Raw genomic sequence first — 19,900 nt, 5'->3', positions numbered from 1 at the left:
ACTACCCTTTCAAGTTGAAAATGCGATGCGCGTTCGCCCAGGTCGTTTGGGCGATAGCCTCAGGCGTTTCCTGCCGCCACTTGGCCACTGCCTCAACCACATAGCGCGTGTAGCCCGGCTCATTTTGCCGACCGCGGTAAGGCGCTGGCGTCAGGTAAGGGGCGTCCGTTTCCACCAGTAGCCGATCTGCCGGCACCACCTGCACAGACTCATGTTCCTCAGGGGCATTTTTGAAACTGACAATGCCGGAATAGGAAATATACATCCCCAGATCAAGGAACTTCTTGGCCCACTCACCGTCGCCGGTGAAACTATGCATAATGGCGCCAAATTCAGAGAGGTGGGCATCCTTCAAAATCGCGTAGGTATCTTCGAACGCGTCCCGGGAGTGAATCGAGACTGGGATGTGCAGCTCCCGCGCAATGGCCAGCTGACGGCGAAAAACGCGGCGCTGAATTTCGCGGGGACTGTTATCCCAGTGGTAATCCAACCCGATTTCGCCTAGCGCGACGGTTTTCGGCAACGCCAACTGGGTTTCCAGCAGGTCTTCCGCAGCTTGGTCATAATCCTTGCTATCATCCGGATGCCAACCGACAATTGCGTAGAGCTGATCGAACTGTTTTGCCAGCCGCAGCGCCCCGGAATTCAACTCGGCATTGGAGCCAACAATCGCCATCTTGGTCACGCCCAGCGCCGCCGCCTGCTGCACATACTGCGCCTCTTGGCCCGCGTATGGCGTATCGTTCAAATGCGTATGAGAATCAAAAATTTGCATAACGCTCTCCTCTTATATACTGACAGTTATTATACGCAGGTGGCGAAAGGAAGGCAAAAGGCGGCGGAACGACAGGCTGCGAAGGTCGGCGGGCTTAGCCGGATGGATAGCCTAGGTTGAGGCCTTGCCGGTGTCCTTTGCCGGCAAGGCCTCAACCGTAGCTAGCCACTCCGACGCTGCCGACCGGAGCGCAACTACAGGTGGCACCCTGAAAAGTTCCATTCCTTAGTTATCATTTCTTGACCTCCCCGTTCCTGCATGCTAAAGTTTAAGTCGAACAAAAGTAAACAATTTCGAACATGGAAGCGAGGTGATAAATTGCTGAAACGCGAACGGTTACTGACGATTCAAGGCCTCGTCGACGCCCGCGGAATCATCAGTGTCAACGAGATCTGTGCGGAACTCGACGTCTCAACAATGACCGTCCGCCGCGATTTGGAAGAGTTGGCTGCCCAAAAGCTGCTAACGCGGGTTCATGGCGGTGCCCAAAGCTTAGCGTTTGAGCGCACCCATGAACTCACCCGGCTGCAAAAGCAATCACTGAATACCGTCGAAAAAGACGCGGTGGCTCGCCGAGCAGCAAGCTTGATTGAAGCTGGTGATGCGGTTTATATTGGCCCTGGTACCACCAACGAGTTGATTGCCACCTATGTCAAAGTGCCTGATGTACGTATCGTCACGAACAGTTTGCCGGTGTTTGAAAGCTTTCAACGTCACGCGGATCGTTTCATTTTGGAAATGGTGGGGGGCATTTACCGCAGTCGCTCCGGCGCCTTCATTGGTAGCATGGCCACCAGTGCTTTGCGCCACTTGAGCCTGAGCAAGGCCTTCACTTCCGCCAATGGCATCGCTGGCAACGCTCTATACGATGCCAGCCCTGAAGAAGGCGAAGTCCAGCGCCTCGCCTTGAACAATGCGGAACAGCGCTATCTGTGCTGTGACGTCAGTAAGCTGAACCACCGGGATTTCTATTCGTTTTACGATTTGGACCAGATGGATGCGCTGATTACCAACGCCACCATCACCGCCCAAGATCAGGCCACCTATTCGCGCCTCACGCAAATTATCACGGTGTGAAACATTTTCGAAAAAAAGTGAACATTTTTGTTTGAAATAGAGTACGCTATTGATGAACGGCTCATGCCGATTAAAAACATGGAGGGACTATAATGTCTGTAAAACTTACTGCTGGTCAATTTGAACACTTGAAGCAACTGTCCGATGACAACGATGTGATTTCCGCGTTGGCCATCGACCAACGGGGTTCTTTGAAAAAGATGATCGCCGCTGCGGCTAACCAACCTGCTAACGAAACCACCATCGTGGACTTCAAAGTTGCGGTTTCTGAAGAGCTGACCAAGTATGCAAGCAGCATTCTGCTGGATCCAGAATACGGCCTGCCAGCTGCTAAGGCGCGTGATTCCAAAGCCGGCTTGCTCCTTTCCTACGAAAAGACCGGTTACGATGCAACCGAACCTGGTCGTTTCCCAGATTTGATCGAAAACCAATCCGCTTTGCGCATTGCTGAAGAAGGCGGCGACGCGGTTAAGTTCCTGCTTTACTACGATGCCGATGAAGGCGACGCCGTTAACGATCGCAAGAAGGCCTTTGTTGAACGCGTTGGTGCTGAAGCTAAGGCGAACAACCTGCCAATGTTCTTGGAACTGGTTTCCTATGATGCCAACTCCGACAGCGTTGCCGATGCCGCTTACGCTAAAGTAAAGCCACACAAGGTCATCGAAATGACCCGCGAATTCAGCGATCCTCGCTACAACGTTTCCGTCTTGAAGCTTGAAGTGCCAGTTAACCAGAAGTTCGTTGAAGGCTTCACCGATGATGGCGTTGAAGCAGTTTACACCAAGGAAGAAGCCACTAAGTACTACAAGGAACAAAGCGATGCAACCGACCTGCCATTCATCTTCCTGTCCGCTGGCGTCACCAACGAACTGTTCTTGGATGAATTGAAGTTCGCTAAGGCTGCTGGCTCCACCTTTAACGGTGTTCTTTGTGGTCGTGCCACCTGGAAGCTTGGCGTTGAACCATTCGCTGCTAAAGGCGAAGACGCCGGTAAGCAATGGCTGCAAACTGAAGGTAAAGCTAACATCGACCGCCTGAACAAGGTCTTGGCCGAAACGGCTACCCCTTGGGACAGCAAAGTTGAAGTTGAAAAGTAATTAAGCAACATCCGACACCTGCGGCGACGCAGGTGTTTTTTTGTCCGCGCAAGCCGAATTGCGCTGGGCGAGCGAACGTGCTAAAATCAACCCAACAATTATCGGAGGTCTTCATCGTGTTATCCTGGCTTGCTCGTGCCCACGCGATTATTAACAATTTTGCCGCTTAAGGGGTGGAATCTACCCTCTTTCGTGGCCCTTGGCCATCTTTGCGATGGCCTTTGTTTTGCGCAAAAACGCAGTTAGGATAAATCAATGAATCACCAAAAACAGCTCTACGCCGCTTATGCGTACAGCTTCTTCGCTTTTTTCGGCATCACCCAGCTTTGGGTCATCTATCTTGGCCAACAAGGTCTGAGTCTCGTTGCGATTGGCCTGTGTGAAAGTATTTTCCATGTGGCGAGTTTCTTGTCCGAAGTGCCCTCCGGCGTCCTCGCCGATCGCTTTAGCTACCGCACCATGCTCATTTTGAGCCGGGGCATGAGCCTCATTTCATCCGCCATGATGTTGATCAACGGCGGCTTCGCCTGGTTCGCCTTGAGTTTCATTTTCTCGGCCTGGTCTTACAACCTGCAATCTGGCACCCTTGAAGCCTTACTCTATGAATCGCTCCTCGAGACTGACCAAAAAGCCCGCTGGCCGCAAGTGTCCAGTCGGCTGAATATTGTGATCGAAATCGCCACCACCTCTGGCCTCCTCCTAGCTGGCACCATGGTCAACTGGGACTTGGCCGTAAGTTACTGGCTGGCCCTGGGCTTTGCAGGCCTAGGCATTTTGGCCACCTTGTTTCTGCATGAGCCGCAGCAGCACAAGCAGCAAGAAGCCCGTCAGACCATCAGCCAAATCATTCGCGAGGCCATCATGGTGTTGCGCCAGCAGCCTACCTTGCGCCGGCTTATGGTGTTTGACGCCACAGTTTCGGCGATTGCCGCCGCTTACTATTTCTATTTTCAAAACGTGATGACCGCGCGCCACTTCAGCACGCCCCTGATTACGCTGTTGCTAGCCGGCACCACAGTCGTCGCCGTACTCACCATCCGCCTGTCGCCGCGCTTATTAAAGCTGAACACGAACCGACTCCTGGCCGGGGTGCTCGGCGTTTTGAGCCTCCTACTTCTACTCACTGCCATTGGCCAAACCGCGGTCATCAGCGGCTTATTCCTGCTGATTTACGGTTTATCGGCGTTGATGCCGCCGGTGTTCACCGTGCTGTACAACGCCCGCATTCCCAGCGCGCAACGCGCCACTTTGTTGTCAGTGGCATCACTCTTGTACTCGCTGGCCATGATTGGCCTGTTTCCCCTGCTGGGTTGGGCCATCCAGCAAATCGGCTTCGCCTGGACCTTTGGCGCGTGTGGCGTTTTATTAGCCTTCGCCAGCCTGATTGGCTTACGCCGGCTCCGGCACTCAGCTTGACAGCAGGTTTATACTCAAGTTAGGTTGTGCAAGATAGTGTTGTGAAAGGGGATAATTTTAATGGCAACGATTCAACTTTCGGATTCTTTCGTTTCCCGGATGCGCCAAAACGGCTATGCCGACAAAACAATTCTACTCATCGCCGATGATGGCGGTGGGCGCTACTCCCTTCAAGGCGGCGCTTGTAGTATCGGCACCAAGTTCTCGCTGATCATTCTCGATCAGCCTGACGCCGATTATGACGTTGCACTAGATAACGCCGCCGGCCTCCACTTGTACACATCAGACTACGACATGCTGTTCTTCAATCCCGGCTTGAAAATGGATTTTGTCAACGGTGCCATCAGCATCAGTGACAACGCCCACGCCCTTGACAGCAGTGTCCGCATCGCTAACGGCGCCGACGTCCTCGCCGCCTTCAAGCAAGGCGTCATGGTCGATGGCAAAACATGCTAATATTTCATCCAGCGAACTGACCGCGGTCGGTTCGCTTTTTTCTTGCCCTACTGCATAGCAAATATCAGCTCACTACGATTAGACATTCGCTTTAAGCCTGCCAGACTGCCAGGATAGTGGACGAGCAACCAAATCAACCTCGGTCCACCGCCGCAACCCGCGGCCGTCCACACAAAAAGCCCGGCCGCAGCCGAGCTTTGAGTGAATATAAGCGTTTCAGTTAACCGACGAGACTACCGTTTTGGATACCAGCAGCGACTTCGAGCAGGGTGATGTGACCGGCATTGTCTTCGGAAGAAAGTAACATGCCTTCACTGATTTCGCCTTTGAGCTTACGCGGCTTCAAGTTGACCACGGCCATGACTTTCTTACCGATCAGCTGCTTGAACTGCGGATAATACTCGGCGATACCAGACAGGATCTGGCGTGTGCCTTCATCCCCCGCGTCCAAGGTGAACTTCAAGAGCTTATCGGCGCCGCGGACTTTTTCCACATTCAGAATCTCCGCCACACGGATTTCAGACTTGTCGAAAGTCTTGAAGTCGATTTCGCCTTTGCGGGTCTTTTCGTCCACCGTCGCTTGTTTCTTCGGCGGCTGCATCTGGTCCTTGATGTAGGCCACTTCTTCTTCGACATCAAGCCGCGGGAAGATTGGCGTGCCTTGTTCGGCAATCCGGTTGCCGGCTGGCAGATGACCCCATTCCAGCTGTTGCTGAGCTTCCAGTGCTGGATCCATGCCCAATTGTTCGAACATCTGCTTCGGCGCATGCGTCATCACTGGCTGAATGAGCAGTGCGATCAAGCGCAGGCTTTCAGCCAAGTGCCCCATGACACTGGCCAGCTGCGCCTTTTTGGCAGGATCCTTGGCCAAAGTCCAAGGCTCAGTTTCATCGATGTACTTATTCGCCCGGGCGACCAGCTTCCAGGCGGCGTCCAAGGCGTCAGAGAACTGCAGGTTGTCCATTAAGTCGCCGTACTTCGCAATGGCGGTTTTGGCGACAGCCTCCAGGTCGGCATCAAACTCGGTGGCTTCGGTTTGACTCAAGTCAGGTAAAATACCGCCTTCGTACTTGTTGATCATGGCCACGGTCCGGTTCAGCAAGTTGCCCAAGTCATTGGCCAAATCAAAATTAATCCGGTCAATGAAGTCTTCCGGCGTGAAGATGCCGTCATTGCCAAACGGAATGGCCCGCATCAGATAGTAACGCAAGGCATCAAGACCGTAGCGCTTGACGATCATTTCCGGATAAATGGCATTGCCCTTGGACTTGGACATCTTGCCATCTTTCATCACTAACCAGCCATGGCCGTAAATCTTCTTTGGCAGTGGGAGATCCAAGGCAAATAAAATGATTGGCCAGTAAATGGTGTGGAACCGGACGATTTCTTTTCCAATCAACTGCACATCTGCCGGCCAGTACTTGTCAAACAAGGTGGTGTCATCGGAGCCGTAACCCAGCGCGGTGATATAGTTCAGCAGCGCGTCCACCCAGACGTAAACCACGTGCTTCGGGTCACTGGGAATCGGCACGCCCCAGTTGAAGCTGGTGCGACTCATGGCGAGGTCTTCTAGGCCAGGTTTGATGAAGTTGTTGATCATTTCGGTTTTACGCGAAGCAGGCTGAATGAAATCAGGGTGCTCGTCGTAGAACTTCAACAACCGGTCGGTGTACTTGCTCATCCGGAAGAAGTAGCTCGGCTCATGGACCAGCTTGACGTCATGACCAGACGGCGCCTTGCCGCCGATGACCTTACCGTCTTTATCGCGGTAAACTTCGGCCAGCTGCGGTTCGGTGAAGTATTCTTCATCTTCCACTGAGTACCAGCCCGTGTATTCACCAAGATACACGTCGCCTTGCTTGATCAGGCGCTCAACGATTTTTTGCACCGCCGCTACGTGTTCTTTATCCGTGGTGCGGATGAATTTGTCATTGGTGATTTCAAGCATTTTCCATAATTGCTTGATCTGCGTCACCATCCCGTCGACGAAGGCCTGCGGGGTGATGCCGAGCTTGTCGGCTTTTTGCTCGATTTTCAAACCGTGCTCATCGGTGCCGGTCAAGAAGAAAACGTCGTAGCCAGTCAGGCGCTTATACCGCGCGAGGACGTCGGCTGCAATGGTCGTGTATGCATTGCCGATATGAAGCTTACCAGATGGATAGTAAATCGGCGTAGTGACATAAAACGTGGGTTTTGCCATGAAAAGTGTGCCTCCTGAGCATCGCCTGTCGAAATGACGACAAGCGCTAAATTGCCTTAAGTATAGCATATTGGCGCCTACCCGCTAGAACAAATCCAATTGGTGGGGCCCCAAATCAGCGTAGTGCAACCCTTGCTGGGTAATGAATTGCTGCGCATTATCGGCAGCATCGTGGCCGCCGTTGTTGTTGAAAATCACGATCACCCGCTGGCTGGCCAAACTTTGGGCCACCGTACCGAGGCCTTGCAACTCTTCAGTCGAGTAGCGGTAGTTTGTGCGCTGGCTGCGCCACTGCGCGCCGCCGCGCTGCCAACCAGCGAGGTTGCGGCCATGCAGGCGCATGATGGTCAAATCATCGTTGGTCGCCTGCGCCACTAGCGGCACACTGCCAGCGGCGCTTTGCGGCTCATCCACCACCACGTGAATGAAACCCAGCGTCCGCAGCAAATCCAGCGTTTGGGCCTGGTATTCCGGCAAATACCAGCCAGCGTTGCGGAACTCAATCGCTACGGGTAAATCCGGGTACAGCAGCTTGATGCGGCGCAGGACATGAATGTTGGTGGCGGATACACCAAAATACGGCGGCAGCTGAAACAAAATTGCAGCCAGCTGCTGGCGGTCAATCATCGGCGCCAACGCTCGCCGCAAGCCGGTAAATTCCGCGCCGGCGTCATGGCCTTCTTCCACCTTATGCGCCGACATCGCCTGAGTGGCTTTGACAATGAATTGAAAGCCGGCCGGCACTTGTTTCAACCAGTTGATGACCACCGCTTGACTCGGCACATTGTAGTAGGTGGTATCCAGCTCAACCACTGGAAACACTGCCGCCAGATCCGCCAAGCTGCTGGTTTTACCGCTGGCCAAGCTGGGATGATCCGCCACTGCAGTGAGCCCCACGTCAATCATGCGCTAGCACCTGCAGGCCATCAAAATGATCACCGGTAAAGTCCGAGCGATAGGTATGTGCTTCCCCGGCCAGCAGCGCCGGCAGCAGTGGCGCGAGATCCGGCACCAAACCCAAGTTATCCGGTGCAAGCAGCCAGCCTCGAGCCATGGCGGCGACGATGCCTTCACGGGTCACCAGCGGCTGGGCAAACGGCAGGTCAGTTTTAGCAGTATACAAATACAGCTCGCCGCGCAAGCTGCCATCAACGTACCAGTGCACCAACCCGCCAGCGGTAAAAGCGGCTTTTGGCAAGTGCAGGCCACATTCTTCGGCGAGCTCGCGCTGCATGCCAGCCAGCGGCGTTTCGCCAGGCTCAACTTTACCGCCTAGGCCGTTCCATAATCCCCGGTAAGGCGGCTTTTGCCGGTTAATCAACAGAAACCCAGAAGCGGTTTCGACCAACCCGACTGTTAAGGCTTTGACCATCATTTCCTCCTACAGTGCCTCGAAAACCGTCGTCGCATCCCCCACCACCATATGAGCACCAGCGGGCAAGCTGATGGGCTCGCGGTTGACCGCGGCCAGCACGGCGTCCGGCTGCGCCATCTGCAGCAGCCCGGCGAAGGGATATACCTGAAAACTCGTCCCCACCACCACAATCAAATCCGCGTTGATCACGGCTTCAACTGCCGCGTTGATCACATCAGGTTCGATGGGCTCGCCGTATAACACAATATCAGGCCGGAAGATGCCGCCATCTTCGGCGTGAACGTCCGACTGCAGGTAAGTTTGATAGTCGATTTGCTGGCCACAAGTCTGGCAATAAATGCGATACAGGTTGCCATGAAACTCCACCACGTGCTTGGCACCGCCGCGCTGATGCAAGCCGTCAACGTTCTGGGTGACAATGGCGCCTTTGGCATTGGTGATTTGCGCCATTTTTTCATGAATCACGTTAGGTTTGGCGTCAGGATAGTACATTTTCTTGGTGACCCAGTCGTGAAAAGCCTGGTGATGCTGCTGCAGATTCTCAATCGAAAGCGCTTCTTCCGGACTGGCCAAATCGGAATACAAGCCACCTTTGCTCCGGTAATCGGGAATGCCGGAAGCAGTCGACACCCCGGCCCCAGTCAAAAACGTGACAAAATGAGCGTTCGCAATCGCTTGTTTCAAATCAAACATGCCCTACTCCTTAATCGCGGATGGCGTAATCAATGTCATACTGATTCAAAATCGTTTTCAGCGGCGCCTGGTACAGCTGCTGGAACCCTTCCGGACTCAAATCTCCCACTGGCAGAACAAAGGCGTTTTGACCATCGCCCTTGCCCATGGCAACATAGGCCCGCTTTTTGGTTTCCAGGTCCCGCATCTCACTGTGAAGCAGCTCATAGGTCTGATTGACCGCCAGCCGTAGCTGGCGCTCAGACAGCACCGGCGGCAAGGTGGCAAATTCGGCGTTGACGGTCGGCTGGAACCCGGCGTGCGGCAGCATCTCATCGAATTGACGCCACAAGCGCACCACCAGCCGCCGAAAATCAAACGGCGTGGCGTGCTTTTTGCTGGTGATGGTGGCGTACAGACTCTGGGCCAAAGTCATTGCCTGCGGATAATCATGGCTCCAGTGTTTCTGCTGGGCCTTGCTGCCGCCTTCAAACATGACTAAGGCATCGAGTAAGGTCATCGTGCAGTAAACCAGTAAACCATCATTCAATTCATCCACGGCAGGCAGCACCGCCTCGACTCCGGCAGCCAAGGCCGTCATCACCTCGGCGGTTAAGACGCCGTGCTCGGCTTGCCACTGGCGAATCAGATCATGTAACGCTGCATCGTACAGCGCCATACTGACCGCGAAAAACTGTTGATCCAGCGCCGGTTCGCCGCTTGCCAGGTGATACTGAAGTTGCGGAAACCCAGTGGTAATCAGCAACATGTGCATGAGTTCATGGCTCAAGGTGTAATCAGGCGCCGTGGTGTCCGTGACGCGCACTTCCAAATGGCCATTGGCTAGGAGTTTTTGCGCCGACTGGCTGTGATTGAGCTGACCAGAAGCTTCACCCTCCACTACCACTTCGATAGGCGTGGCGTAGTTGCTTTTAACTGCTTCTAATAACTTCGTAATGGTTTCGTCCAAGATGTTAACTCCTTTATTTATAATGCCACCAGTGTTGGCTGATGCTGATGATAAACCGCTAATTGACCAAAACCGGCCCGCTTGATCAGGGCTTTGGCTGCGGGAAATTCGGTTTGAAACTTATCCGGGGTATGCGCATCACTGCCTAAGGTCAAAAGCTGGCCACCGACCTGCTTGTACCATGGTAGCACCAACTCATACAGCGGGGCATTGTGCCAGCGATACAACGACTTGGTATTCACTTCTAAAGCCATGTGCTTCGAAACGAGCAGCCGCAGAATTTCCAGCAGCTGCGGTTTGGCCCAAGCTGTCAGCTGGGCCGGCGTGAGGTCAAGCACCCGCAGGCCGTAATCAAAATGCGCCAGCACATCGCCAAAGTTGGCCTGCCTGAGGCCGCTGAGCATGCGCTGATAATAGGCCTGAACATGTGCTTTTTGGTCAACCGTTTTGAAATACGGATTCTGGTAATCGTACTGGCCGTCGTGGTGAAAACTTAGCAGCACTAGGTCATAGTCGCCTGCCGCCAGGTACGCCGCGAGGTCAGCGGCCCGCGGGGCAAAATACCCGCACTCGACCCCGCGCAGGAGCTGATTGGGGTACTGCTGATGCAGCACCTTGAGCTTAGCCTGATACGCGGCAAAATCTGGCTTGTCATCCCCGCCGCCATCATCGGGATTGCTCAGTTCTAGGTGATCAGTGGTCACAAAGGGCTGCTGGGTTTGGGCCAGATAATCCTCAAATTGCGCAGAGGAATCAAAGGAAAAATAGGTGTGCACATGCTGGTCATAAACTGGCATTGGACTAACTCCTTTTCATGATGGTATCTAAGTACAGTAGTGCCTCACTGCCTAATTGAAAGTGCTATGCTAAGTTTAATTATACATGTAAAGGAGTCCTGAAGATGAAAATCACTGTGCCAACAACAAATGGTTACCTCGCTGACCGGTTCGGTAAATATGCCGCGCCGGCCGATCAACACCAAGGTACGCCCACCCGCAGTTTCCCCATTACCATCGAAGAGGCGCCGGCAGGGACGCAGACGTTTGCGCTGCAGCTGATTGATTTCGATGCCGTGCCAGTCTCTGGGTTCCCCTGGATTCACTGGGTCGCCGTGAATATTCCGGCCGCCACCACCACCTCGCGGAAAATGCCAGCCACACTGGCCTCACGCCGATGGTGAAAGGCCACAATTCTTCATCTGGCGCCATGGTCGGCAACAAGGATCCAGAGACGGCCACGGGTTACGTCGGCCCGCAACCGCCGAATGCCGATCACGCCTACACCCTCACGGTGTTTGCCCTTGATACCACGCTCCCGCTGCGTGACGGGTTTTGGCTCAATGAAGCGCGCCATGCGATGGCCGGGCACATTCTGGCGGAAGTCAGTGTGGATCTCTGGTCGCGAAAGTAACAGAGAAACCGCTTTCTTTTGTGATATAATTAACGTAACAAAGGAAAGCAGGTGGCAGTATGTCTGAACGAAAAGTGATTTTATATCTAACTGAAAGTCTGGATGGCTTCATTGCCGAACCAGATGGTGGCACCAAGTGGTTGAGCCGGCTGAACTCATCAGCGGCCGATGCCGCCTATCAGACTTTTTATCAACAAATCGACACCGTGCTGATGGGACGCAAAACCTACCAGCGCGCCTTGCGGTTAGCTGGCACCTATCCTTATCAAGACAAGGAAAGCTATGTCTTCTCCACCACCCTGCACGATACTGATGATCCTACGACTGTGGTGGCTGGCAACATCCCTGAATTCGTGCGGCAGCTCAAAGCCAAAAAGGGCCATGACATTTGGCTCGTTGGTGGTGCAGATATCTTCACCGAATTACTGAAGGCCAACTTGATCGATCAGCTGATCATCACCATTGCCCCGGTCCTGTTAGGCGATGGCATCAGCCTGGTCACCAGCAACCTGACGGATGTACCGCTGAAGCTGGAAACCACCGCCCAGCACGATCAGTTCGTGACCTTGACGTATCGCGTTTGCACCGAACCCAAATAGCCTGGCTTTCAGGCAAAAAAATCACGCCTCCTGGGCGTGATTTTTGATTCTGCTTATTTGTCGGGTTGCTTGGCGCGCAGGCCGAGCAGCCGCCAGACTTCACGGCCTAACTGCGCCAGCGCCATGAAGGCCGGCACTAGCCATAGCAAGCTGATCCAGATGTCGGCGGTGTCGCTGTAGCGGCCAAACCAAGCGGCACCGAACTGAATGCCAGCCAGGTAGAACATCACCGCTGCGGTCAGCGCGTAAAGGACCAAAAACACTTTATCAACTGTGGTAACCATGCACCCATCCCTTTTTCATGCTGTAGCACGTTCACTGGCTGCGTTTGCCCGTGCGCCGTCAGTGCCACTTCTAGCTAGTTGAACAGCCCTTGCACCCAGGCCACAATCTGGCTAAAGAAGCTAACAATGCCATCCCAAATTTTCTGCAGTAAATTGCGGTTCTCCTGAGTGTCCAAACCTTTCAGCTTACTGAAGAGGTTCTTGGCGCTGTCTTGAATGCTGGACATCAGCTTTTGGGCCTGGGCCTTAAAATCGCTGCTCTTCAACGCCCCAGAGTTTTGAATCTTGACCAGCAAATTAATGATTTGGGTGCGCTGGTTGTTGTTGATGACCCCGGCCAGTTGGTTGTCTTTGAGCTGCGAATCGACGATATTGCCGATTTGATTTTGCGACAGGGTCTGGGAGCCATTATTGCTCTGACTGGCCATTTGAGACTTCATCCCCGCCACCGCGTTGTTAAGCTGCTTATCCGAATACCCATCCTTATCTTTGTTCGCAGACGTGATGCCAGAAAGCGTGTTGACTTCATCCTGCGCCGCCGTAATCTGCGCCGAATTCAGAGTTTGACCGTTTTGAGCAAAAGCTGCATAGACCCCAGCCAAGGCGCCGGAGCCGTCAATCCGCACCGCCGAAGTGATGTAGATATTCGCATTCGTCACCCCAGCAGTCAGGGCCGCATTGCGGTACTGATCAGCCGTGATGGTGGTGATGTTATTGGTGCCGTTATAGTTCACGATTGTGACGTTGATGCCGCCGCTACTGGTTTTTTGGACCAAGGCGCTCGACCACACGCCAGAATTCGCAGTGAAGGTACTGCCGGCAGGGTTGAGGTATTTGACCAAGGTGTTCCCATTAACCGTCAATTCGCTGGGGTTAGTCACATTGGCCGCATTTTCCAAGGTGTTCAGGGTGCCCGTTTTCTGATCAGCAGTCAGCGACACCCCCAGCGTAGCCACTGGGGCCCAGGTTTCATCCGCATGCACTGGCGCCGCTTGGGTGGCGGCTGCCACCAACCCAAAGGCGGCAGCCGCCATTAAGGTGAATAAGCCTTTTTTCATGATCATTGCTCCATTCGTTTTTTAATACCCCAGTTATACCAAACCCGGCTTGGCAGCGGAAGCAGCCCAGCCGGGATTTAAGGAAAGCTTTTGCAGTCACGCTTCTTGGCCTAACTCGTTGGCGTTCAAATAGCTATACAACGCCCCTTCGCGCAAGCCATACTGGGAAAACAGCAGCCGGTCGCTGTCGAGGTAGCGAATCATCGTAATCACAGGCGTCAACCCGCCGACAATGATATCCGCCCGAAACTTGGACAGGCCAGGAACTTCTTTGCGCGCCGCTAGGTCTTTGTCCAAGATGTCGGCATAAATCTTGTTGGCGGCAGTGGTGGCCATCCGGTAGCCATGAATATCTTCATAACTGCCTCGCTGCTCGCGCCGGCGCTGAATTTTGGCCAACGTCCGATTGGAGCCGCCCAGCGCCACAATCGGCAGATTCAAGGCCTTGCGCAGCCACCAAATGCCATTGAGCATGCTGGAGAATTCGGTAATCAGGTTGAACAGTTGCGCCGGCCGCACCACATCAGCGTCCAGAAAACGCTCCGATAAGTTCACCGAGCCTACTGGTAGCGACACGCGGTGAATGAGTTTGCGGTTTTGCACCAAAATGAGCTCAGTGGACGCCCCACCGGTATCCATGATCAAAGCATTTTGGATGGGCAAGGTGTTGACCACCCCGAGATAGTCCAGCTCGGCCTCGCGGGTGCCAGGGATCACCGTGATGGTCAGCCCAGTTTCGGCTTTGACCTGCCTGAGAAAGGCTTTTTGATTGCCCGCTTGCCGCACGGCCGCGGTGGCATAACCCTCTAGCGTTAACTCTGGAAAGGCCTTAGCCGCGGCGCTAAACCGCTGCAGCGCTGCCAAGGTGCGGGCAATGGCGGCAGGCTTGAGCGTTTGCTCTGGCCCCATGTCCTCAGACAGTCGCACCATCTCCTTGAGCTTGAGCACTTCATGGGGCTGATGATTGCCATCGATTTGCCAAATGGACAGCCGCGCCGAGTTACTACCTAAATCAATGACCCCAAAATGCGTCATTCGCCGGCCTCCTCATCTTGCGGCGCCGTTAACGGCGTAAAGCGGCGGTTGGCTTGCGGGTCTTCTTGGTTATCTTCCCGGTGTGCCAACTGCGCCGCGGTTTGGGCCTGCGCCGCCGCCAGGAAGGTGGCTTGCGCGTCCAGTTTGTTGACCCCGCGCAGATCCACCCGCTCCCAGGAGTTGTCTGGCTGGAGCAGCCGGGTTTTGACATTGTCGTCCCACATGGTCTGGAAAATCTCACAAATCCGGGCATGAATGTCAGCCTGCAGAATAGGGAACAAAAGCTCCACCCGCCGCGACAGATTGCGCTTCATCAAATCCGCTGAAGACAGGTAGAGGTGTTCCTCACCGCCGGCGTAGAAATAGTAAATCCGGCTGTGTTCGAGGAAGCGGCCCACAATCGAATGCACCGTGATGTTTTCAGACACGCCTGGAATGCCGACCCGCAGATTGCAAATGCCGCGGACAATCAAATGAATTTTGACCCCAGCCGCCGAGGCGCGGTACAGGGCTTCAATCATATCGCTATCTGACAGCGAATTCATTTTCATCGCAATCAAGGCCTTGCGCCCCGCCTGCGCTTCAGCGATTTCTTCTTCGATCCGTTCCTTGAGAAAATCGCGAATACCCAGCGGCGCAATCACCAGCTTGTTAAAGTACGCCGGTTCCGAGAAGCCAGACAACATGTTGAAAATGTTGGAGGCGTCGGTACCCATTTCGGTATCGGCCGTGAAGAGCCCCATATCGGTATACACGCGCGCGGTGACATCGTTGTAATTCCCAGTGGCCATGTGCATGTAACGACGAATGCCGTCTTCATCGCGGCGCACTACCAGCGCCAGCTTGCAGTGGGTTTTCAGGCCCACCAAACCGTAGATCACGTGGCAGCCGGCGCGTTCGAGCTCTTGCGCCCAGTGGACGTTGTTTTCTTCGTCAAAGCGCGCCTTCAGCTCAACCAGCACCGTGACCTGTTTACCGTTTTGCGCCGCCAGCTTCAAATAGCTGATAATCGGCGATTTGGATGACACGCGGTACAGCGTCATTTTCACCGCCAGCACCTGCGGATCCAGCGCCGCCTGATGGATAAACTCCACTACCGGCGTGAAGGAGTCATAAGGGTGCTGCAGGAACAAATCGTGCTCCCGGATTTGGGCGAACAGGTTACCTTGCATCAGGCTTTGATCCAGATACGGTGTGAACGGCGGGTATTGCAGCTCACTGTGGCCTTGCACCTGCTTGACCAGTTTGCTGAGCACATTTAAGTCGATGGGCCCTTTGATGGCATAGACGTCGGCTTCTTTTTCAATATCGAGGCCTTTGATCAGCTTTTTCTTGAGGTACTTGCTCATTTCGGCGTCGATTTCCAGCCGCATCACCTTGCCGCGCTGGCGCTTTTTGAGCTGCGACTGAATCTCTTTCATCAGATCCGACGCGTCTTCTTCCGCCACATCCAGGTCCATATCTCGCGTCACGCGGAACAAGGCAGTTTCCCGGATGGTAGCGCCGACAAATAGCGACCCCAAATGCGCCTTGATGATGTTCTCCAGCAAAATAAAATCATTTTCGCCGTCTGGTAGGCGGAGCACCCGTGGAAACATATCGGGAATCTGCACGGTGGCAAAGCTGCGCGCCTTCTCGTTGTCCTCGCCTTCGTCTTCCGGCCGTTGCAGGCGAATGGCTAGATTCAGGCTATTATTCGCCAAAAAGGGAAACGGCCGGGTTGGGTCCACGCCCATCGGGGTCAGCACCGGATATAATTCCTGCTCGAAGTAATCGCGGCAGAACTGCTGCTGGTGCGGCGACAATTCGTCCATCCCCTTGAGTTTGATGCCCAGCTCCGCCAGCCGCGGCTCCAAGGAACGACTCCAGGTGGTGTATTGCTTATCGACCATGGCATGAGCGGCTTTGGCAATCGCGGTCAGCTGCTGCATTGGCGTCATCCCCGCCGCATCAGGCGTGTCGTAATTGACGGCGACCATTTTGCGCAGTGAAGCCACCCGGACGTTGAAGAATTCATCCAGGTTACTTTGGGTAATGGCTAAAAAGCGCACCCGCTCCAGCAGCGGGTTGGTTTTATCCCGCGCTTCTTCCAGCACCCGGTCATTGAAGGCCAGCCAGCTGAGTTCGCGATTGTTGTAGTACTTGCTATCTTTAAAATCGATGGATTTTTTGCTCATAAGCGCGTCTTTCCTTTCAATTCAATGGGCAGACCAAAGACAATCGCGAAGAACTCACCTTTCGTTTGCAGCGTCCAGCGCTCCAGCTCGACATCATCAGTCGCCGTGGCGGTCAAAAGCACCCGCGTAGGCTGAATCGAAACGCGAATCTTCTGAATTTTCTGCTGGCGGGAGGCATCCAGACTATCCGCCACTCGCAGCAACGCCGAAAGCTTGGCGATAATCAGCCGCCGGGTGGAGTTGAGTTCATGCAAGTCGCTCAGGTCCGTTTGCGGGGTATCGCTGGAATGATAGCGCGCAATCGCCGCCACCATCCGTTGCTCTGGCATGGTCAGGCCCATCAGTTCTGAAGAGTTGATGATGTATTCGGAATGTTCGTAGTGCTTATGGGTGTCGACATAACTCCCCACGTCATTAACCGTCGCCGCAATTTGCAACAGCAGCCGCTCGCGTTTGCCTAAACCATGCAGCTTTTTCAGCCGATCAAACAACTGCAAGGCAAAATTAACCGTGCTATCGCGATGCTTCGGATCCACCTGGTAACGATCGGCTAAATTCTGCGCCGAAATCAAAATCTCGCGGGTGGGATCAATCGCTGCCGCCTGGGATCCTGCTTCCCCTGCCGCCGACAGCTCGATGCCATCCAGTAGCTTCAGGTTAGAAATCCAGACGCGCTCAGCATTCAGCGTCTTGAGCAGCCGGTAAACCAAGAGCACCGTTGGCAGCACCTGGGCCGTTTGCGTCGGAGTTAAATCAAAATGATCACTTAAGTATTGGTCGCTGGCCTGCACGACTTCCTGGTAGATCAGCCGGAAGCCTTCGTGGTCGGTTTCCACCATTTCCTCGCCGCTGGGAATCAAGGTATTGAACACCGACAAGGCGCTGCCCATCAAAATCATGTGCGGATAATGCTGATTTTTCGACAGCAGCCGCATAAAATCCGCCAGCCGACTGTCGATGTAATCCCGCATCACTTCGGTCGGGTTTGGCACCGTGCGCTGCAAGTCCCCCATCACTTCAAACACCCGCAGCGGGCCGAGCGACAAGTTGCGCGAAAAGCCGAACTCCCCATTAGCAAAGGCCGTTAACTCAACGGAACCGGAACTGATATCAATCAGCACTGTGCCTTTTTGGGTGATTTGGTCAAAATGCGGGAACTTCCCCAGCACCGCTTGCGTGCGGTAGTAAGACTCCTGCGATAAGGTCAGCGTGGCCACTGGCCGGCCGGTGCGACTGAAGAGCTGGTCGCGCACGAACTGCGAATTCTTCGCTTCAAAAAAACTGTGGGTGCCAATGATCTCATAGCTTTTGACGCCATAATCGGTCATCAGCTGATCAATGGTTTGCAGCGCCACCACGAGCTGATCAACGGTGCCAGGCTGAATTTCATGGGTGGCGAAAATATCCTCCCCAATTGACACCGGATAGGCGCCACGCTCGACTTCCACCAAGGTTTTCAGGTTCGTGATACTAAAGAAGACGCTTTGCGCCCCAATCACCACAAAGCCATGTTCGCTCATTGCCATCGCGCTCCTTTTTCAGTGGTCTACCCTGACCACTTTTCACCAATCTTGCTGACCCCATCATAGCATGTTCACCCCCGACTCGGCGCAGGTTCTCGATCCGGGTTTGCGGACGCCGTGTTCGGCGACAGTGGGCTCCGCTTGGCGGGGGCGCTGGCAGTGCGGCCGGTCCGAGCCACAAACCGGTCTCGGGCCTAGTTTTGAAGCCGCGTCGCTACGCTCCAATGCGTCTTCAAAACTGCCGCGATTAGCGATAGGAAGCCCAGCGCCAAAAACGCGCCGGTCTTCCTATCGCTAATCGATTCACTGCCAGACCCCCACCTAGCTCCGCCCACTGCCACCAAACCCGGCTCGATAGCGATGAGTAGTCTGTTGTTGTCATAAATTTGACGGTAACGGCTATCACGTTTCCACTCGCAATCAGCAGTCAATGCTAGTGCGGTTGTGTCATCATCTTGATGAGCCTCACGCTTATGTAGCAGGTGGGGTTGGTGGGGCAGAGAGGCGTGGTGGTCCAGCCGCGAAACAGTCAGGACACGAATAGACTGCGGGCTTTGCAGGCTATTCCTGTCCTGACTGGGGGCAAATGTGAAACGCCGTTGAGCGTAGCGATGGCGGTTCACATTTGAGGCTGGAGACCGTATTTTGGCTCCAGCCGACCCCACCTGCGGCCGTGCCCAGATTTAACGAAAGCGCTCACTGTGCTAAAATGAAAATGAATCTGCGGGTCGAAGTGAAGACCTAGGATAAAGGAGCGATGTTATGAAAACTATCGATCTTGGCCATGTTGGCCTGAAAGCTTCCGCCGTTGCGTTAGGGGTCATGCGGATTACCAAACTCGACCGCGCCGGCGCCACCAAGTTACTGGAAGCCGCTCATGATGCCGGCATTAATTTCTTTGATAATGCTGATATTTATGACGGTGGTAAGTCAGAAACCCTGTTTGGCCAAGCCTTGCGCGACGCCAACTTCAGCCGTGAGGATGTGCTGGTGCAAAGCAAAGTCGGCATCGTCCCTGGCAAGCGCTATGACTTTTCCAAGGAACATATTCTCGAAGCCGTTGATGGCAGCTTGAGCCGCTTAGGGGTGGATTACCTTGACACCCTGCTACTGCACCGGCCAGATGCCTTGATGGAGCCAGAAGAAGTCGCTGAAGCTTTTGACACCTTACAAGCCAGCGGTAAAGTCCGGCACTTTGGTGTGTCAAACTTCAACCCGATGCAGGTTGAACTACTGAAAAAAGCCGTCAAGCAGCCGCTCGTGGCCAATCAGCTGCAGTTGTCCGTGATGCACACTGGAATGCTGGACAACGGCATTCACGTGAACATGGCCGATGACCGTTCAGTGGATCATGATGGTAGCATCTATCAATACAGCCGCCTGCAGGATATGACCATTCAGGCCTGGAGCCCATTCCAGTATGGCTTCTTCGAAGGTGTGTTCATCGACAATCCGAAATTCCCGAAGCTAAACGCTAGCTTGAAGCAATTGGCTGATGAATATCACACCAATACCAGCGCCATTGCCGCAGCTTGGTTGCTCCGGATTCCTGATGTGCAAGTCATCGCTGGCACCACCAACGCTAAGCGCATTGCTGATATCGCCGAGGCTGGCGACATCACCTTAACGCGCCAGCAGTGGTACGATGTGTACTTCGCGGCTGGCAACGATTTGCCGTGATTTAAGGCTCCAATCCAAAAACAAAGACGTCTCCTGCGCGTTAAGGAGACGCCTTTTTTCGTGGACCAGCTGCCCGGGCAGGAATTCACTAGGCCG

At 54.2% G+C, this 19,900-nt stretch carries 18 protein-coding genes and 1 pseudogene; 7 read left to right on the top strand and 12 right to left on the bottom strand.

The features are described 5' to 3' along the window. Position 1: 1 nt before the first annotated feature. A complete protein-coding gene (locus tag AAA927_RS05780) occupies positions 2–775 on the bottom strand; it encodes a TatD family hydrolase (protein WP_338216551.1) in 774 nt (257 codons plus the stop codon). Positions 776–1,093: 318 nt separating this feature from the next. Between AAA927_RS05780 and AAA927_RS05775 the strand changes: the two genes are divergently transcribed. The 4 genes from AAA927_RS05775 to AAA927_RS05760 all read left to right on the top strand — a co-directional run bounded on the left by AAA927_RS05775 (position 1,094) and on the right by AAA927_RS05760 (position 4,821). Beyond that, on the top strand, positions 1,094–1,852 hold the full coding sequence (locus AAA927_RS05775) for a DeoR/GlpR family DNA-binding transcription regulator (protein ID WP_338216549.1): 759 nt from the start codon (positions 1,094–1,096) through the stop codon (positions 1,850–1,852). A gap of 92 nt (positions 1,853–1,944) precedes the next feature. Next, complete coding sequence (locus AAA927_RS05770; protein ID WP_338216546.1) at positions 1,945–2,949, top strand: tagatose 1,6-diphosphate aldolase; 1,005 nt, start codon at positions 1,945–1,947, stop codon at positions 2,947–2,949. A gap of 255 nt (positions 2,950–3,204) precedes the next feature. Beyond that, the gene (locus AAA927_RS05765) at positions 3,205–4,365 is read left to right on the top strand and encodes an MFS transporter (protein WP_338216545.1); all 1,161 of its coding nucleotides are present in this window, start codon (positions 3,205–3,207) and stop codon (positions 4,363–4,365) included. Positions 4,366–4,425: 60 nt separating this feature from the next. Continuing rightward, a complete protein-coding gene (locus AAA927_RS05760) occupies positions 4,426–4,821 on the top strand; it encodes an iron-sulfur cluster biosynthesis family protein (protein ID WP_338216543.1) in 396 nt (131 codons plus the stop codon). A gap of 220 nt (positions 4,822–5,041) precedes the next feature. Here AAA927_RS05760 and metG read toward each other — a convergent pair whose 3' ends face one another. The 6 genes from metG to AAA927_RS05730 all read right to left on the bottom strand — a co-directional run bounded on the left by metG (position 5,042) and on the right by AAA927_RS05730 (position 10,835). Continuing rightward, positions 5,042–7,021: a methionine--tRNA ligase gene (metG, locus tag AAA927_RS05755; protein WP_338216541.1), complete on the bottom strand. Its 1,980-nt coding sequence runs from the start codon at positions 7,019–7,021 to the stop codon at positions 5,042–5,044. Between the two features lie 84 nt (positions 7,022–7,105). Beyond that, entirely contained in the window at positions 7,106–7,927 is an 822-nt protein-coding gene (locus tag AAA927_RS05750) for a DUF72 domain-containing protein (RefSeq protein WP_338216539.1), read from the bottom strand. Beyond that, a complete protein-coding gene (locus AAA927_RS05745) occupies positions 7,920–8,393 on the bottom strand; it encodes an NUDIX domain-containing protein (protein ID WP_338216537.1) in 474 nt (157 codons plus the stop codon). Before AAA927_RS05745 ends, AAA927_RS05750 begins: the two co-directional genes overlap by 8 nt. A gap of 9 nt (positions 8,394–8,402) precedes the next feature. Next, the gene (locus tag AAA927_RS05740) at positions 8,403–9,089 is read right to left on the bottom strand and encodes an NAD-dependent protein deacylase (protein WP_338216535.1); all 687 of its coding nucleotides are present in this window, start codon (positions 9,087–9,089) and stop codon (positions 8,403–8,405) included. A gap of 10 nt (positions 9,090–9,099) precedes the next feature. Beyond that, positions 9,100–10,038: a hypothetical protein gene (locus AAA927_RS05735; protein WP_338216533.1), complete on the bottom strand. Its 939-nt coding sequence runs from the start codon at positions 10,036–10,038 to the stop codon at positions 9,100–9,102. 17 nt (positions 10,039–10,055) lie between these two features. Then, a complete protein-coding gene (locus AAA927_RS05730; protein ID WP_338216531.1) occupies positions 10,056–10,835 on the bottom strand; it encodes a PHP domain-containing protein in 780 nt (259 codons plus the stop codon). 104 nt (positions 10,836–10,939) lie between these two features. Here AAA927_RS05730 and AAA927_RS05725 point away from each other — a divergent pair. Then, a pseudogene (locus tag AAA927_RS05725) lies at positions 10,940–11,448 on the top strand (YbhB/YbcL family Raf kinase inhibitor-like protein). A 59-nt stretch (positions 11,449–11,507) separates the two neighbouring features. Continuing rightward, the gene (locus AAA927_RS05720) at positions 11,508–12,047 is read left to right on the top strand and encodes a dihydrofolate reductase family protein (RefSeq protein WP_338216529.1); all 540 of its coding nucleotides are present in this window, start codon (positions 11,508–11,510) and stop codon (positions 12,045–12,047) included. Between the two features lie 53 nt (positions 12,048–12,100). Here AAA927_RS05720 and AAA927_RS05715 read toward each other — a convergent pair whose 3' ends face one another. From AAA927_RS05715 to AAA927_RS05695, 5 genes are all read right to left on the bottom strand, one after another. Continuing rightward, a complete protein-coding gene (locus AAA927_RS05715; protein ID WP_338216527.1) occupies positions 12,101–12,331 on the bottom strand; it encodes a hypothetical protein in 231 nt (76 codons plus the stop codon). 74 nt (positions 12,332–12,405) lie between these two features. Beyond that, positions 12,406–13,389, bottom strand: coding sequence for a DUF1002 domain-containing protein (locus AAA927_RS05710; protein ID WP_338216526.1), 984 nt, complete (start codon positions 13,387–13,389; stop codon positions 12,406–12,408). A gap of 96 nt (positions 13,390–13,485) precedes the next feature. Next, positions 13,486–14,424, bottom strand: a complete 939-nt coding sequence (locus AAA927_RS05705; RefSeq protein ID WP_338216524.1) for a Ppx/GppA phosphatase family protein — start codon at positions 14,422–14,424, stop codon at positions 13,486–13,488. Beyond that, positions 14,421–16,601 carry an RNA degradosome polyphosphate kinase gene (locus AAA927_RS05700; RefSeq protein ID WP_338216522.1) on the bottom strand — a complete coding sequence of 727 codons (2,181 nt, stop codon included), beginning with the start codon at positions 16,599–16,601 and terminating at the stop codon, positions 14,421–14,423. Before AAA927_RS05700 ends, AAA927_RS05705 begins: the two co-directional genes overlap by 4 nt. Continuing rightward, a complete protein-coding gene (locus AAA927_RS05695; RefSeq protein ID WP_338216520.1) occupies positions 16,598–18,127 on the bottom strand; it encodes a Ppx/GppA phosphatase family protein in 1,530 nt (509 codons plus the stop codon). The genes AAA927_RS05700 and AAA927_RS05695 overlap by 4 nt, the downstream gene beginning before the upstream one ends. A gap of 759 nt (positions 18,128–18,886) precedes the next feature. On the opposite strand from AAA927_RS05695, the gene AAA927_RS05690 reads away from it, so the two are divergent. Beyond that, on the top strand, positions 18,887–19,804 hold the full coding sequence (locus AAA927_RS05690) for an aldo/keto reductase (protein ID WP_338216518.1): 918 nt from the start codon (positions 18,887–18,889) through the stop codon (positions 19,802–19,804). The last annotated feature ends 96 nt before the right edge of the window (positions 19,805–19,900 follow it).

Origin of the sequence: Lacticaseibacillus salsurivasis (assembly GCF_036246225.1) — a bacterium.
Lineage (GTDB): Bacteria > Bacillota > Bacilli > Lactobacillales > Lactobacillaceae > Lacticaseibacillus > Lacticaseibacillus salsurivasis.
Note: the sequence above shows the minus strand (reverse complement) of the source record. Positions and strands in the feature narration are given on the sequence as shown.

What these genes read in the sequence shown, in the direction of transcription:
- AAA927_RS05780 (WP_338216551.1), bottom strand. Translation starts at nt 775, where the DNA reads ATGCAAATTTTTGATTCTCATACGCATTTGAACGATACGCCATACGCG.
- AAA927_RS05770 (WP_338216546.1), top strand. Translation starts at nt 1,945, where the DNA reads ATGTCTGTAAAACTTACTGCTGGTCAATTTGAACACTTGAAGCAACTG.
- AAA927_RS05765 (WP_338216545.1), top strand. Translation starts at nt 3,205, where the DNA reads ATGAATCACCAAAAACAGCTCTACGCCGCTTATGCGTACAGCTTCTTC.
- AAA927_RS05760 (WP_338216543.1), top strand. Translation starts at nt 4,426, where the DNA reads ATGGCAACGATTCAACTTTCGGATTCTTTCGTTTCCCGGATGCGCCAA.
- metG (WP_338216541.1), bottom strand. Translation starts at nt 7,021, where the DNA reads ATGGCAAAACCCACGTTTTATGTCACTACGCCGATTTACTATCCATCT.
- AAA927_RS05750 (WP_338216539.1), bottom strand. Translation starts at nt 7,927, where the DNA reads ATGATTGACGTGGGGCTCACTGCAGTGGCGGATCATCCCAGCTTGGCC.
- AAA927_RS05745 (WP_338216537.1), bottom strand. Translation starts at nt 8,393, where the DNA reads ATGGTCAAAGCCTTAACAGTCGGGTTGGTCGAAACCGCTTCTGGGTTT.
- AAA927_RS05740 (WP_338216535.1), bottom strand. Translation starts at nt 9,089, where the DNA reads ATGTTTGATTTGAAACAAGCGATTGCGAACGCTCATTTTGTCACGTTT.
- AAA927_RS05730 (WP_338216531.1), bottom strand. Translation starts at nt 10,835, where the DNA reads ATGCCAGTTTATGACCAGCATGTGCACACCTATTTTTCCTTTGATTCC.
- AAA927_RS05720 (WP_338216529.1), top strand. Translation starts at nt 11,508, where the DNA reads ATGTCTGAACGAAAAGTGATTTTATATCTAACTGAAAGTCTGGATGGC.
- AAA927_RS05715 (WP_338216527.1), bottom strand. Translation starts at nt 12,331, where the DNA reads ATGGTTACCACAGTTGATAAAGTGTTTTTGGTCCTTTACGCGCTGACC.
- AAA927_RS05710 (WP_338216526.1), bottom strand. Translation starts at nt 13,389, where the DNA reads ATGAAAAAAGGCTTATTCACCTTAATGGCGGCTGCCGCCTTTGGGTTG.
- AAA927_RS05705 (WP_338216524.1), bottom strand. Translation starts at nt 14,424, where the DNA reads ATGACGCATTTTGGGGTCATTGATTTAGGTAGTAACTCGGCGCGGCTG.
- AAA927_RS05700 (WP_338216522.1), bottom strand. Translation starts at nt 16,601, where the DNA reads ATGAGCAAAAAATCCATCGATTTTAAAGATAGCAAGTACTACAACAAT.
- AAA927_RS05695 (WP_338216520.1), bottom strand. Translation starts at nt 18,127, where the DNA reads ATGGCAATGAGCGAACATGGCTTTGTGGTGATTGGGGCGCAAAGCGTC.
- AAA927_RS05690 (WP_338216518.1), top strand. Translation starts at nt 18,887, where the DNA reads ATGAAAACTATCGATCTTGGCCATGTTGGCCTGAAAGCTTCCGCCGTT.